Genomic DNA, 12,887 nt, shown 5'->3' with positions numbered 1-12,887 from the left:
GGAGCCAGGAAAGGGGCAACGGGTGCAAGGCAAGCGGTCACCGGCGCGCCGGCCGACCATGAAGGACATCGCGCGCCGCGCCGGGGTCTCCGAGAGCGCCGTCTCCTTCGCGCTCAACGACCGGCCCGGCGTCTCCGACATCACCCGTGACCGGGTGCGCAGGGTCGCCGAGCAGCTGGGCTGGCGGCCCAGCACGGCGGCGCGCGCCCTGTCCGGCGAGGGCTCGGCGACGGTGGGCCTGGTGGTGGCGCGGCCCGCGGCGACGCTGGGCGTCGACTCGTTCTTCCTGCAGCTGATCTCCGGGGTCCAGGAGGTCCTCGCGGAGCGGCACTTGGGGCTGCTCTTCCAGGTCGTGGAGGACGTGGACGCCGAGTGCGCGGTCTATCGCCGCTGGTGGGCGGAGCACCGGGTCGACGGCGTCCTCGTGGTGGACCCGCGCACGGACGACCCGCGGCCCGCGCTCCTTGACGAGCTGGGGCTGCCCGCGGTGGTGACGGGCGGCGTGCCCGATCCGGAGGCGGGCCATCCGGGCCTGTCCACGGTGTGGGCTGACGACGCGGGCGCGATGGCCTCGGTCGTGGGCCATCTGCATGCGCTCGGGCACCGCCGCATCGTGCACATCGCGGGCCTCGAAGGGCTCGCGCACACCGAGCGCCGCATCCGCACGCTGCGCGTCGAGGCGGCGGGCCGCGGCCTGTCGGGGGTCCGCTCGGTGACGACGGACTACTCCGACACCGAGGGCGCCGCCGCGACCCGGCGGGTCCTGGAGTCGGCGGAACCCCCGACGGCGCTGGTCTACGACAACGACGTGATGGCCGTCGCCGGGGTCGCCGCGGCGTCCTCCCTCGGCTTCACGGTCCCTGACGACGTGTCGGTGGTCGCCTGGGAGGACTCGGCGCTGTGCCGCATGGTGCACCCGTGGCTGACGGCCCTCTCGCGGGACACGGTGTCCTTCGGCAGGACCGCCGCCCGCGAGCTCCTCGCCCTGTTGGACGACGGTCCCGCGGCGACGGTCCAGGTCCCGCTGCCGCGACTCATCGAACGCGAGAGCACGGGGCGGGCCAGGGCGTGACCCGGCGTCAGGCGGGCGGCCCGGGAGGCCATGGGAGCCCGGCGAGAATCGGAAGTAGCGACTCCTCCTCGTGGTCGAGGTGGGCCGTCAGCTCCTCCGCCATGCGGGCGAGTTCGGCACGGAACCCTACGGGGTCCGCGCCGTTGACGTCCGCGAGGAGCGCGGCGAGTTCGCCCTGGAGACGGGCGATCTTCCGGTGTTCCCCGGCGAGCCGGTCGAAGGTGTCGCGCAGCTCGGGGTGATACCCCACCATGGTCGGGAAGAGGTGCGCGTCCTCACCACGGTGGTGGAACTCCAGGGCGTCGCAGAACGCCAGGCAGTGCTGGCGGATCTGCAGCCCGAGGCCGGGTGACGGCGGGGCGCCCGGCCCCCGGTGCGCGGCGAGCGCCGCGAAGTACGCGTCGGTCTCGTCGCGTACGTGGCGCAGCTGACCACGCAGCCAGAGGTGCACCTGAACCATCTTCTCGGCGAAGTTGGAGGCGTCCTCCGGGATGTCCGCCTCGTGCGGTGGCCGTTCCAGGACGACCACGGGCAGGACCCGGTCCGTCCGCGCCTGGTACTCGCCGTAGCCGGGGTCGGCGGCCACGATCCGCTCGAAGAGCCGCTCGCGCCGCTCCCCTTCGGCGGGAACGGCGACGGCCTCGAACGCCTCGGTGCCGAGCTCGACGTTCACCGTGGGGTGGGCGAGGACGTTGTGGTACCAGTCGGGGTGGCGCGGGCCGCCGAGGTTCGACCCGATGACCAGGAGCAGGCCGCCGTCGCGGACGTAGCCGAGCGGGGTCGTGTGCTGCTTGCCGGACCGTGCGCCGGTGGTGGTGAGCAGGAGGAGGTCGCCGCCCTCGAAGGGGCCGCCGACCTTTCCGCCGTTCGCTCGGAACTCGTCGACGACGGACTGGTTGAAGGGTGTGGGCATGACGGTGTCGCATCTCCGTACGGGTGCGCGGGACCGCGTCGGCAGCGTCGGCCGACCGCGTTCACCACGGCGTGGATGAGGGGGAGTCACGGCCACGCGTGAGGCGTGGCCGGAGGACGCGCAAAAGCGCGCGGGTCAGGCGATGGCCTGGGAGCAAGAACTCATGACGTAGTCATCGGCGTCGTCCTTGAGCGAAGGTGCTCGCCCGGTCACCGACCTGCCCACTGCTCTTTGGTCGGCGCCACGCGGCACGAGCACCATTACAGTCACCCGCTCCCCCACGTGTCAACGCGGGTCTCACCAGTCGCGCCTGGCCCACCTCGATGCCCGCCAGTGGCAGGAGTACCTCGCGGATCAAGCGATGACGGGGCCGGACACACCTGTGCCCCCGGTCGTCAAGGACAGGGGGCACGTGGCGAAGCGGGCCGGTGCGGTACCGGGCCGGTTGCGACTCAGTCGATACCGGGGAGGATGTGCGGCTCGGCGAGGTCGTCCTCGTAGCCGGCCAGACGGATGGGGGCCGCCTTGGCCCACGCCTCCAGGTTGCGGAGCTTGTGGGGCCGTCCGGCCCGCTCGCCGCCGCGTTCCGCCGGTCGCTTTTCGTGCTTCGTCAGATCTGGTGTCACCGCGCACTCCTTTGTGTCGCGTAACGGAAGGACTAGGGGCAGTTCGGTCGCGGTGGCGCCGTTCTCTGGCGGGACCGCGGCCGTGGTTGCCGGCCTGTCCCCGGAGCGGCCGAGGGACGTTTGTGGATCTCTCGTGGCCGCCCGTTCGCACTACATTAACCAAATGAGCGCCGCCTCGCTCGATGGGGACCTGAGTCGGGGTGGAATCCGGACAACGCCGCAGGAAGCGGCCGCGTGAGACGCCGGGGGTCAGGGCGCCCCAGGAACCGAACGGGACCCGCGGCCGACAGCGCCCCGGCGGCGGCGGACACGTACCGGCGCAACTCCGCCACCAACCGTGACAGCGGCGGGTGTTGGGGTGCCGCGCGGTCAACCGGTGACCGCGAGCACACGCCCGGTCACGACTGGCGAAAAAAGGGGCAGCCGGTCCGGAGCGCCCCGTGCGAGGCGGTCCGGACCGGCTGCCCGGAAACTTTCGTCGACCATCCGAATGCTGAGACAGGGGTCTCAGCCGACCAGCACGGTCCTAGTCGGCTACCACTTGCCCGGCTCGTAGTCCTTCAGGAAGACGCCGTACACGTCGTCGCCCGCCTCGCCGCGCACCACCGGGTCGTAGACGCGTGCAGCGCCGTCGATCAGGTCGAGCGGGGCGTGGAAGCCCTCCTCGGCGAGGCGCAGCTTGTCGTAGTGCGGGCGCTCGTCGGTGATCCAGCCGGTGTCCACCGAGGTCATGAGGATGCCGTCGGTCTGGAACATCTCCTGGGCGCTGGTGCGCGTCACCATGTTCATCGCGGCCTTCGCCGCGTTGGTGTTGGGGTGCCCCGCACCCTTGTAGCCGCGGCCGAAGACGCCCTCCATCGCCGAGACGTTGACGATGTGGGCCCGGCCGCTCCGCGCCTTCTTCGCGGCGTCGGCCATGGCCGGGCGCAGCGCGCTGATGAGGATGAACGGCGACGTGTAGTTGCACAGCTGGGTCTCGAGGAGCTCCACGGGGGAGATCTGCTCGATGGTCTGCACCCACGTGTTGCTGTCGACGACGTCAGGGACGAGGCCGCCCGCGTCGATGGCGGTGCCGTCGAGGTGCCGGGCGACGCTGGCGTTGCCCGCGACGAGGGCGAGGTCGGCCACCTTCTGCGCGTCCAGGCCGCTCGTGCCGACGGGCAGCGCGGCGAGGCCGTCGACCGCGCCGGAGTTGAATGCGCCGATGACGGAGTGGGCGGGCAGCTCCCCGGCGGGCAGCGGCGCGCTCTCGCCGTCGACCAGCGCGGCGTAGGCGGAGGGCAGGCGGCGCACGGTCTGCGTGGCGTTGTTGATCAGGATGTCGAGCGGGCCCGCGGCGCTGACCTGCTCGGCGAGGGCCACGGACTGGGCCGGGTCGCGCAGGTCGATGCCGACGACCTCCAGGCGGTGGAGCCAGTCCGCCGAGTCGTCCATCGCCTTGAAGCGGCGGATGGCGTCCTTGGGGAACCGGGTGGTGATCGTCGTGTGGGCGCCGTCGCGCAGGAGGCGGAGCGCGATGTACATGCCGATCTTGGCGCGGCCGCCGGTGAGCAGGGCGCGCTTGCCGGTGAGGTCGGTGCGGGCGTCGCGCTTGGTGCGGTTCAGGGCGGCGCAGTCGGGACAGAGCTGGTGGTAGAAGTAGTCGACTTCCACGTACCGGGTCTTGCAGGTGTAGCAGGAGCGCGGGCGCTGGAGTATCCCCGCGATCCTGCCCTCCTCCGTCTGCGACTGGGGCAGCAGGCCCTCGGTCTCGTCGTCGATGCGCTGCGCGGAGCCGGTGGCGGTGGCCTCGGTGACGGCCTTGTCGTGGGCGGTCTTGGCGGCGCGGCGCTCCTGGCGGCGGCGCTGCTTCACCGTCCGGTAGATCCCGGCCGTGGCGCGGCGCACGGCGATCGCGTCCGGGTGGTCGACGTCGAGTTTGTCCAGCTCGTCGAGCACGCCGAGGCAGACGGCGAGGCGGTCCGGGTCGATGCCGGGGCCGTACGCCGTGTAGTCGGCGCGCCCCTCCTGGCTTTCGTCTGTCACCGTCATCGCCGCTGCCCTCGTTGTCCGTGCCACGGTGCGTCCGGTCGTCCGCGGAACTCCAAAAGCGGAAGTTTACGTAGCGGTGGGCCCGGGAACCAAACCCGCTTCCCGCGCACAGACCGCCACGAGTCCCGCGAGCTCGTCCCGCAGGCTCTGCGCGAGGAGCTCCAGGTCGGGTACGGCGGCGGCGTCCGCGACCAGCCCGTAGTGCACGCGCCCCCGGTAGGTGGAGACGGCGACGGCGAGGGACTGGCCCCGGGCGAGGGGCGCGAACGGATAGACCTCGGTGAGGCGGCAGCCGCCGAGCCGCAGTCCCACGCCGGGCAGCGGAACGCTGGTGACGAGGATGTCGAAGAGCAGCCGGGCGGCCTGGGCGACGACGGGGCCGCCGATCCGGTGCCCGAGCGAGGGCACGTGCTCGGCGAGGAGCGCCACGGCTCCGGCGCCCCGCTCGGGGCCGGTGTCCTTGTTGCGGTCCATGGCGGTACGTACCCCGCGCAGCCTGTCGAGCGGGTCCTCGCAGCCGACGGGGAGGCGGACCAGGTAGCCGGAGAGGCGGTTGCCCGGGGGCTGCGCGGTGCGGGGGCGGCGGCGGGAGACCGGGATGAGGGCGCGTGGTTCGACTCCCTCGCTGCAGTCGCCGCGCTCGTCGAGCCAGCGGCGCAGGGCACCGGCGACGACGGCGATCAAGACGTCGTTGACAGTGCCGCCCACTGCCTTGCGGACCTGGTGCACGTCGTCCAGGTCGAGGACGACTCCTGCGGTGCGGCGGGTGCCGGTGGCGGCCGCGGAGAGCGCGGCGCAGGAGCGTACGTCGAGTGCGGCGCGGGCCACGGAGGTGCCGATGCCGAGGGCCTGGCCCACTTCCGCGACGGTGCCGCGGACGCGGCCGGGGAGGGTGCGGGGGTCGAGGGCCGACCAGGGGGAGGTGGCGGGGGCCGGGGGGCGCGGCCGGGACGCGGGCAGGTCGACGGGGTCGAGGAGGGCGGCGCCGAGCGTGAGGGCGCGCAGGCCGTCGGCGAGCGCGTGGTGGAACTTGAAGAGGACCGCGAAGGACGTGCCGTCGGCGCCCGGCAGGACGTGCGCCTCCCACGGCGGCCGGTCGCGCGCCACCGGACGCTGCATCAACTCGCCTGCCGCGGCGTGGAAGTCCGCCACGGGGGCGGCGAGCCGTATGTGCTCCAGGGGGTCGAAGGCGGGCATCGGTACGCGCATGGCGCCGCCGACGGGCAGCCAGACGGAACGTATCCGCATGCGCAGTCCCGGCACGGTCGCCGCGCGGGTCGCGAGCAGCCCCGCGGCGCGGTCCGCGGCATCGGGTCCGTCGGCCTCGAAGACCCCGAGGGCGCCCAGATGCATGGGGTGTTCGGAGGTCTCGATGTTCCAGAAGGCCAGGTCGAGAGGGACGAGCAGGTCGGAGCTCTGAGCAGACGTAGAAGTCACGGACTCGCTCTCGCGTCGAGGACGAAGACGATGCGGGGGATGACGAACGAGAAGTCAACCCTTCCGGTCGACTACGGTCAAGTACGATCAAGCTACGCTGAGTTAACGGTGCGTTAAGGCCGGTCCTGCCCCTCGGTGTCCCCTTCGGTCACGATTGAGCACGCCTTCAAATAACCTGCACATCGAAATCGCACGCCAGTCACGGAATTCGGGCCCGACCCCCCGTGAATTTCCATGCATCGGCCACACGAGCCGCACCTCCGCGGGAAAGTGTCCGATTTGTTGGAAGGAGTCGCTCCGCATCCTTGATTCCCGTCTGTGAATCTTGTGAAGGAGCTGCCGCGACGCGGTGAACCCGCCTGCACGCAGCGGTGATACGCCGCCACAACCGCGCTCGGCCGCCGTTCCGTCGATTGGATGTACGAGCTGCGAACGTGCTTTGATCCTGGCTCGCCGCGGAATTCGAATCCCCAGGTTCCACGGCGTGGGTAAAACCTATGCACATTCATTGAGAAGGGCAGCTCACATCATGAACAACGTCCCCCAGGTCGAGACCCTCGAGATTTCCGACGCCGACCTCGACAACGTCTCCGGTGGCCTCGTCGCCGGTGTCGCGTCCAACGTCACCAGCACCGTTGACTCCATCGCCCCCGTCTCGGGCGTCGTCGGCGGCGTCGTCGGCACGGTCGAGGGTGCCACCGGCCTGAACACCGGCGCCGTCACCGGCCTGGCCGACGGCCTGACCGCCGGTCTCTGAGCCTTTCCGCTCATAGACACGCCGTGCTGCGGGAGCCCCGGAACCTCAGGTTCCGGGGCTCTCGGACGCATCGGCGCGATGGCCAAGGCACAGTAAGGGAAACGTTCCGTGCAGTTCCGCCAACAGGCCCTGTCCAAACTGCAGTCGCCCGAGGAACTCGACCTGCCGGTGCGCTACGCCCGCCCCCAGGGCCTCCTCGTCCTCGCCGTCACCCTCGTCGTCATGGCCGCGTCGGGCGTCTGGGCCGTCACCGGCTCCCTCTCCTCGACGCTCCGCGCACCGGGCATCCTCACCCACGGCCAGGGCAGTTACGTCCTGCAGAGCCCCGTCACCGGTCAGGTGACCCGCGTCCTGGCCGAGGAGGGCAAGCGCCTCGCCGCGGGCGCCCCCGTACTCGAGGTCCGCACCGAGCGGGGCGACAAGGTCGTGCGCGCGATCGCCGCGGGCCGCGTGACGGCACTCGTCGCCAGGATCGGCACCGTCGTCACCACCGGCGCCGACGTGGCGACCCTGGAACGCGTGGCGGGCACCGACGCCCCGCTGACCGCGATGTTCTACGTACCCGCCGACAGCGCGGCCACCGTTCCCGTCGGCGCCCCGGTCGACCTCACCGTCCAGTCCGTGCCCACGGAGCGGTACGGGACGCTGCGCGGCCGAGTGGAAGCGGTCGGCCGGGCCGCGCAGAGCCGCCAGAAGATCACCGGCTTCCTCGGCGACCGCGACCTGGCCGGGCAGTTCACGAAGGACGGGCCTCCCGTGGCCGTCCTCGTCCGGCTCGACCCCTCCTCTGCGACCAAGTCCGGCTACGCGTGGTCCACCGCGGACGGGCCGCCCTTCGCGCTCGACTCCATGACCCCGGCCACCGGCGCCTTCCACCTCGCCGAGCAGCGCCCGATCGATTGGCTGCTTCCGTGACCGCTCCCCACCCCTCCCCCGCCCACCAGCAGCAGCTGCCGCCCCCCGGCGGCCGCCGCAGGCACCGCCCCGAGGAGCCGCCGCGCCGCCGCCGCGCCGCACCGCGCCCCGCGTCGAAGGGCCGACGGCCGAAGACCGTCCGTACCCCCACCGTCCTGCAGATGGAAGCCGTGGAGTGCGGCGCCGCCGCCCTCGCCATGGTCCTCGCCCACCACGGACGGCACGTGCCCCTGGAGGAGCTGCGCATCGCGTGCGGCGTCTCCCGCGACGGCTCACGGGCCAGCAACGTCCTCAAGGCGGCGCGCGGTTACGGCCTGACGGCCAAGGGCATGCAGATGGAGCCGGCCGCGCTCGCCGAGGTGAAGGCGCCCGCGATCCTCTTCTGGGAGTTCAACCACTACGTCGTGTACGACGGCATGGGGCGCCGCCTCGGGCGCCGCGGCGTGTACATCAACGACCCGGACAAGGGCCGCCGCTTCGTGCCGTCGGAGGACTTCGACACCAGCTTCACCGGTGTCGTCCTCGTCCTCGAACCCGGCGCCGACTTCCGGCCGGGAGGCCGCAGGCCCGGCGTCATGAAGGCGCTGCCCGCACGGCTGCGCGGCACCACTGGCACGATGCTCGCCGCGCTCCTCGCCAGCCTGCTGCTGGTCGCGGTCGGCGCCGCGCTGCCCGCGCTCAGCCGGACGTACATCGATCTGTTCCTGATCGGCCATCAGACCTCGTTGCTCGGCGCGCTGTTCGCGTCGATGGGTGCGATGGTGGCGCTCACCGTGGTGCTGACCTGGCTGCAACAGGCGAACCTGCTGCGCGGCCGCATCATCTCCTCGACCCTCGGCAGCGCCCGCTTCTTCCGCCACCTGCTGCGGCTGCCCGTCACGTTCTACGCCCAGCGCTCCCCCGCCGACCTGGTGCAGCGCCTCGCGTCCAACGACGCGGTCGCCGAGACCCTGGCCCGCGACCTCACGGCCGCCGGGGTCGACGGCATCGTCGTCCTTCTCTACGCGGCCCTGCTGTGGACGTACGATCCACAGCTCACCCTCGTCGGTGTCGGCATCGCCCTGCTGAACATCGTGGCGATGCGCGTCGTCATCCGGCTGCGCGCCACCGGTACGCAGAAGCTGCGCGCGGACAGCGCCAAGCTCACCAACACCTCGTACACCGGCCTGCAGTTGATCGAGACGATGAAAGCCACCGGCGGCGAGAACGGCTACTTCCGGAAGTGGGCGGGCCAGCACGCCACCACACTGGAGGAGCAGCAGCGCCTCGGTGTGCCGAGCGCGTGGCTCGGTGTCGTCGCGCCGACCCTGGCGACCCTCAACAGCGCGCTGATCCTGTGGATCGGCGGTCTGCGCGCCGTCGAGGGGCAACTGTCGATCGGGCTGCTCGTCGCCTTCCAGGCCCTCGTCACGCGGTTCACCGCGCCGATCACCCGCCTCAACGGCGTCGCGGGCCGCATCCAGGACTTCGCCGCCGACGTCGCCCGTCTCAAGGACGTCGAGAACTTCCCCGTCGACACGCTCTACTCGCGCCCCGAGCCCGCCGCCAGCACCCGCCGCCTGAAGGGACACGTCTCCCTGGAGAACATCACCTTCGGCTACAGCCCCCTCGACAAGCCGCTCCTGACCGGCTTCTCGCTGACGGTCGGGCCGGGGCAGCAGGTGGCGCTCGTCGGCGGTTCCGGCAGCGGAAAGTCGACGGTCTCCCGGCTGATATCGGGTCTCTACAGCCCGTGGGAGGGCACGATCCGCATCGACGGGCAGCGCCTGGAGGACATCCCGCGCGGCGCGCTGTCCGCGTCCGTGTCCTTCGTGGACCAGGACGTCTTCCTCTTCGAGGGCACGGTCCGCGACAACATCGCCCTGTGGGACCCCTCGCTTCCCGACGACGCGGTGGTGGCCGCCTTGCGGGACGCCTGTCTGTACGAGGTGGTGGCCCGCAGGCCCGGCGGCATCCACGGCCGCGTGGAGCAGGACGGCCGCAACTTCTCCGGCGGGCAGCGTCAGCGCCTGGAGATCGCACGGGCCCTGGTCCGCCGCCCCAGCATCCTCGTCCTCGACGAGGTGACCAGCGCGCTGGACGCCGAGACCGAGCAGGTCATCATCGACAACCTGCGCCGCCGCGGCTGCGCCTGCGTCGTCATCGCGCACCGTCTGAGCACCGTGCGCGACAGCGACGAGATCGTCGTCCTCGACCACGGGCAGGTCGTGGAGCGGGGCCGCCACGAACATCTCGTCGCCGTCGGCGGCCCCTACGCCGACCTGGTCAAGGAGCACTGAGGTGACCTCCGTACCGGAACAGCACGCGTATGCGCACGACGCGGTCGCCGCCGCCTTCGGCACACTCGGCACCCCGGTCGACTGCGCGGGCCTGCGCAGTGTGCACCTCGAGGGACCGCAGGTGCTGTGGCTCGTCGTGGCCGGCGCCCTCGACCTGTTCGCCGTCGACGCCGCGCAGCAGGGCCACTGGCACTACCTGGGCCGACTCGAACCGGGCACGCTGCTCCTCGGCCCGGTCGAGGGCCCCCAGCACACCCTCGTCGGCCGTCCCCTCCAGGGCTGCGAGCTGCGCCGCGTCCCGCTGCGCGAGCTGTACCGCCCGGACTACGGCGACACCTGGTCGTACGAGCAGCAGTACCCGACCCAGTACGACACCCAGGACGCGGCCCTGAGCCTCCTGGAGCACGCCTTCGCGCTCGGCATCGGACGCGGCCACCGGGTCCTGTTCGAGGCGCCGCTCGACGGCAGGACCATGGGCGACGAGGTGGTGGCGGACGACGACATCCTGTGGATGCCGGTCGCGCCGGGCAGCGTGCAGTACGGCGCCGCCTACAGCGCGGAGGCCGCGGGCGATCTGCTGGTCGACGCCGCCATGTGGCAGCGGATGGTCAACCAGCAGCACCGGCTCCTGGCCACGCTCGACCGCTGGATCGAACACCTGGAGCGGGCCCACGAGGACCGCACCGCGGCCGGCATCAAGGCGGGCGAGAGCGTCCGTGAGCAGGCGGACCGGACGCTGATCGCCTCCATCGGGCGTTCGGGGCGGCGCGGTGGACGGCGTAACGCATCCGGTGGCGGTCATGACGCGACGTACGCCGCCTGCCGCCTCGTCGCACGGGCGGCGGGCATCACGCTGTCGGACGCCGCGCGAGGCGGGGCGGTGAGCGACCGGGTCGATCCCGTGGAGCAGGTCGCGGTGGCCTCCCGGATCCGCACCCGCGCCGTCCGTCTCGACGGGCGCTGGTGGCGAGAGAACGCGGGCCCGCTCGTGGGGCACCGAGCCGCGAGCGGCGCGCCGGTCGCGCTGCTGTGGCGGCGCGGCGGCTATGAGTCGGTGCATCCGACGTCCGGACGGCGCACCCGTGTCGACGCGGACAACGCCGACGAGTTCGAACCGCAGGGCGTGATGTTCTACCCGCCGCTTCCCGAGCGGCCGTTGACGCTCGGGCGGCTCTTCCGCTTCAGCCTGCGCGGCACCGGCGGCGACGTGCGCAACCTCGTGCTCGCCGGTCTCGTGACCGTGACGATCGGGGCGCTGGTGCCGGTCGCGACGGGGCAGGTGCTCGGTGTGTTCGTGCCGAACGCCGAGAAAAGCCTCATCGTCCAGGTGTCCCTGGCCGTCATGGTCACCAGCATCGTCTCGGCGGCGTTCCTGCTGCTCCAGAACCTCACCGTGCTGCGGATGGAGGGGCGGATGGAGAGCACGCTGCAACCGGCGGTCTGGGACCGGCTGTTGCGGCTTCCCACGCGTTTCTTCGCTTCACGGTCCACCGGTGAGCTGGCGAGCGCGGCGATGGGCGTCAGCGCCATCCGCCGGGTCCTGTCGGGCATCGGCCCCGTCGCGCTCCAGGCCGGTTCGGTCGGCGCGATGAACCTGGTCCTGTTGCTCTTCTACAGCGTCCCCCTCGCCCTGGCCGCGCTCGGCATGCTGGCCGTCATCGCCACCGTGTTCCTCACCCTCGGCCTGTGGGAACTGCGCTGGCAGCGACGGCTCGTGGAGCTCGGCAACAAACTCAACAACCAGGCGTTCCAGACACTGCGCGGCCTGCCCAAGCTCCGCGTGGCGGGCGCGGAGAGCTTCGCGTACGCGGCCTGGGCGGGCGAGTTCGCGCGCAGCCGTGAACTGCAACAGCGGGCCGGGCGCATCAAGAACGTCACGACGGTCCTCAACGCGGTCTACCTGCCGCTCTGCACACTCGTCATGTTCGTGCTCCTCGCCGGCCCCGCACGCGGCAGCCTGACCGCGGGCGAGTTCCTCACCTTCAGCACCGCCGTGACGATGCTCCTGACATCCGTCACCCAGCTCACCGGCGCGCTGATCTCGGCGGCTTCGGTGCTGCCGATGTTCGAGCAGATCAAGCCGGTGCTCGACGAGGCTCCGGAGGTCCGCTCCGGCAGTACGCAGCCGGGCGAACTCCAGGGCGCGATCGAGGCCCGCGGTCTGTCCTTCCGCTACGCCGACGACGGCCCGCTCGTCCTCGACGACGTGTCGCTTTCGATCCGGCCCGGCGAGTTCGTGGCCGTCGTCGGCCCGAGCGGCTGCGGCAAGTCGACGCTGCTGCGCCTGCTGATCGGCTTCGACGAGCCGGTCTCGGGCAGTGTGCTGTACGACGGACAGGACCTGGCGGCGCTCGACCAGTCGGCGGTGCGCCGCCAGTGCGGTGTCGTCCTGCAGAACGCCCAGCCCCTCAGCGGGTCGATCCTCGACTGCATCTGCGGCGCCGAGTCGTTCACGCAGGACGAGGCGTGGGAGGCCGCGGCGATGGCGGGGCTCGCCGAGGACATCAAGCGCATGCCGATGGGCCTGCACACGATGCTTTCGGGCGGCGGCGCGGTTTCCGGAGGACAGCGCCAGCGCCTGATGATCGCCCAGGCCCTGATCCGCCGCCCCCGCGTCCTCTTCTTCGACGAGGCGACGAGCGCCCTGGACAACGAGACGCAGCGCACGGTCATCGACAGCACCCGCGCCCTGAACGCCACCCGCGTCGTGATCGCCCACCGCCTCTCCACGGTCATGGACGCCGACCGCGTCGTCGTCATGTCGGAGGGCCGCGTCGTCCAACAGGGCCAGCCCGCACAGCTGTTGGCCGACACGGGCGGGCGGCTGCACGAACTGGTGCGGCGGCAGATGCGGTGA

The 12,887-nt window shown here is 71.8% G+C and carries 9 protein-coding genes; 5 read left to right on the top strand and 4 right to left on the bottom strand.

What is annotated here, in order from left to right; translation table 11 throughout:
• Window positions 1-58 precede the first annotated feature (58 nt).
• Window positions 59-1,072, top strand: coding sequence for a LacI family DNA-binding transcriptional regulator (locus tag NOO62_RS35610; protein WP_268774916.1), 1,014 nt, complete (start codon window positions 59-61; stop codon window positions 1,070-1,072).
• A gap of 7 nt (window positions 1,073-1,079) precedes the next feature.
• Here NOO62_RS35610 and NOO62_RS35605 read toward each other — a convergent pair whose 3' ends face one another.
• From NOO62_RS35605 to NOO62_RS35590, 4 genes are all read right to left on the bottom strand, one after another.
• Window positions 1,080-1,985, bottom strand: a complete 906-nt coding sequence (locus NOO62_RS35605; RefSeq protein WP_268774915.1) for a nitroreductase/quinone reductase family protein — start codon at window positions 1,983-1,985, stop codon at window positions 1,080-1,082.
• Window positions 1,986-2,437: 452 nt separating this feature from the next.
• Window positions 2,438-2,611 (bottom strand): hypothetical protein, encoded by a 174-nt coding sequence (locus tag NOO62_RS35600; protein ID WP_165283318.1) that lies wholly within the window; start codon window positions 2,609-2,611, stop codon window positions 2,438-2,440.
• A gap of 534 nt (window positions 2,612-3,145) precedes the next feature.
• The gene (locus NOO62_RS35595; RefSeq protein ID WP_268774913.1) at window positions 3,146-4,642 is read right to left on the bottom strand and encodes an SDR family NAD(P)-dependent oxidoreductase; all 1,497 of its coding nucleotides are present in this window, start codon (window positions 4,640-4,642) and stop codon (window positions 3,146-3,148) included.
• A 66-nt stretch (window positions 4,643-4,708) separates the two neighbouring features.
• The gene (locus tag NOO62_RS35590; RefSeq protein WP_268774912.1) at window positions 4,709-6,079 is read right to left on the bottom strand and encodes a wax ester/triacylglycerol synthase family O-acyltransferase; all 1,371 of its coding nucleotides are present in this window, start codon (window positions 6,077-6,079) and stop codon (window positions 4,709-4,711) included.
• A 529-nt stretch (window positions 6,080-6,608) separates the two neighbouring features.
• Here NOO62_RS35590 and NOO62_RS35585 point away from each other — a divergent pair.
• From NOO62_RS35585 to NOO62_RS35570, 4 genes are all read left to right on the top strand, one after another.
• Window positions 6,609-6,836: a type A2 lantipeptide gene (locus NOO62_RS35585; protein WP_150214471.1), complete on the top strand. Its 228-nt coding sequence runs from the start codon at window positions 6,609-6,611 to the stop codon at window positions 6,834-6,836.
• Between the two features lie 108 nt (window positions 6,837-6,944).
• The gene (locus NOO62_RS35580) at window positions 6,945-7,751 is read left to right on the top strand and encodes an HlyD family efflux transporter periplasmic adaptor subunit (protein WP_268774911.1); all 807 of its coding nucleotides are present in this window, start codon (window positions 6,945-6,947) and stop codon (window positions 7,749-7,751) included.
• On the top strand, window positions 7,748-10,030 hold the full coding sequence (locus NOO62_RS35575; RefSeq protein ID WP_268774909.1) for an NHLP family bacteriocin export ABC transporter peptidase/permease/ATPase subunit: 2,283 nt from the start codon (window positions 7,748-7,750) through the stop codon (window positions 10,028-10,030). The genes NOO62_RS35580 and NOO62_RS35575 overlap by 4 nt, the downstream gene beginning before the upstream one ends.
• A 1-nt stretch (window position 10,031) precedes the next feature.
• Window positions 10,032-12,887: an NHLP bacteriocin export ABC transporter permease/ATPase subunit gene (locus NOO62_RS35570; protein WP_268774908.1), complete on the top strand. Its 2,856-nt coding sequence runs from the start codon at window positions 10,032-10,034 to the stop codon at window positions 12,885-12,887.

Source organism: Streptomyces sp. Je 1-369 (genome assembly GCF_026810505.1).
Taxonomy (GTDB): Bacteria; Actinomycetota; Actinomycetes; order Streptomycetales; family Streptomycetaceae; genus Streptomyces.
Note: the sequence above shows the minus strand (reverse complement) of the source record. Positions and strands in the feature narration are given on the sequence as shown.

Coding starts and splice junctions, on each gene's coding strand:
- NOO62_RS35610 (WP_268774916.1), top strand. CDS start 59: ATGAAGGACATCGCGCGCCGCGCCGGGGTCTCCGAGAGCGCCGTCTCC.
- NOO62_RS35605 (WP_268774915.1), bottom strand. CDS start 1,985: ATGCCCACACCCTTCAACCAGTCCGTCGTCGACGAGTTCCGAGCGAAC.
- NOO62_RS35595 (WP_268774913.1), bottom strand. CDS start 4,642: ATGACGGTGACAGACGAAAGCCAGGAGGGGCGCGCCGACTACACGGCG.
- NOO62_RS35585 (WP_150214471.1), top strand. CDS start 6,609: ATGAACAACGTCCCCCAGGTCGAGACCCTCGAGATTTCCGACGCCGAC.